The organism is Candidatus Poribacteria bacterium, assembly GCA_021295755.1.
In the GTDB taxonomy this organism is placed as follows: Bacteria; Poribacteria; WGA-4E; order WGA-4E; family PCPOR2b; genus PCPOR2b.
The window spans coordinates 18675-19271 of the sequence record JAGWBT010000101.1; the positions used below are offsets into that span (position 1 = coordinate 18675).

Annotated in this window: 1 protein-coding gene; it reads right to left on the reverse strand. The window is 54.1% G+C overall.

The window, feature by feature from the left end; translation table 11 throughout:
* On the reverse strand, positions 1-597 hold a 597-nt coding region (locus J4G02_14815), incomplete at both ends, for a PD40 domain-containing protein (protein ID MCE2395841.1).

Sequence of the window (597 nt, forward strand, 5' to 3'; positions counted from 1 at the left end):
ACAGATCCAGGACATACACCGCAGCATCAAGCGGAGCACTTTCCTTGGTAAATACCAATTTCGAGCCATCGGGACTCCAATCCGGGTGGATGTCGAACTGTGCACTAGTTGTCAAACGTTGAATACCTTCTTGGATTCCTGGTGGATCGGCACTCGGGGCTTGAGGTGGATCACCATCACCCGCCTTTTTATCCTCCTCATCTGGTGTTTGATGCGGGTCTGGATCCGGTTCCGGCTGTTGTGGTGGATCGGGCTCCGGTTCCGGCTCCGGCTCCGGTTTGGGCTCCGGCTCTGGTTCGGGCTCCGGTTTCGTTGGAGGTGCCTCTTGGGCAGCGAGAAATGTCTCAATGTCTACCACAAAAAGATCCCGGGTTCCTCCATCCTTGGTTTGGTCAGAATAGACGATCGCAGAACTGTCAGGCGACCATGTAGGTCTAGCATCGGCATGGCAGTCGGAAAGACGTACACGATTTTCTCCGTTCACATTCATCGTGTAAATCGATGGTTGCCCTAACGCGCGGGCGTGAACAAAGGCTATACGACGACCATCGGGAGACCAAGCCGGATGCCTATCATTAAAATGGTCTCCGCTGATTG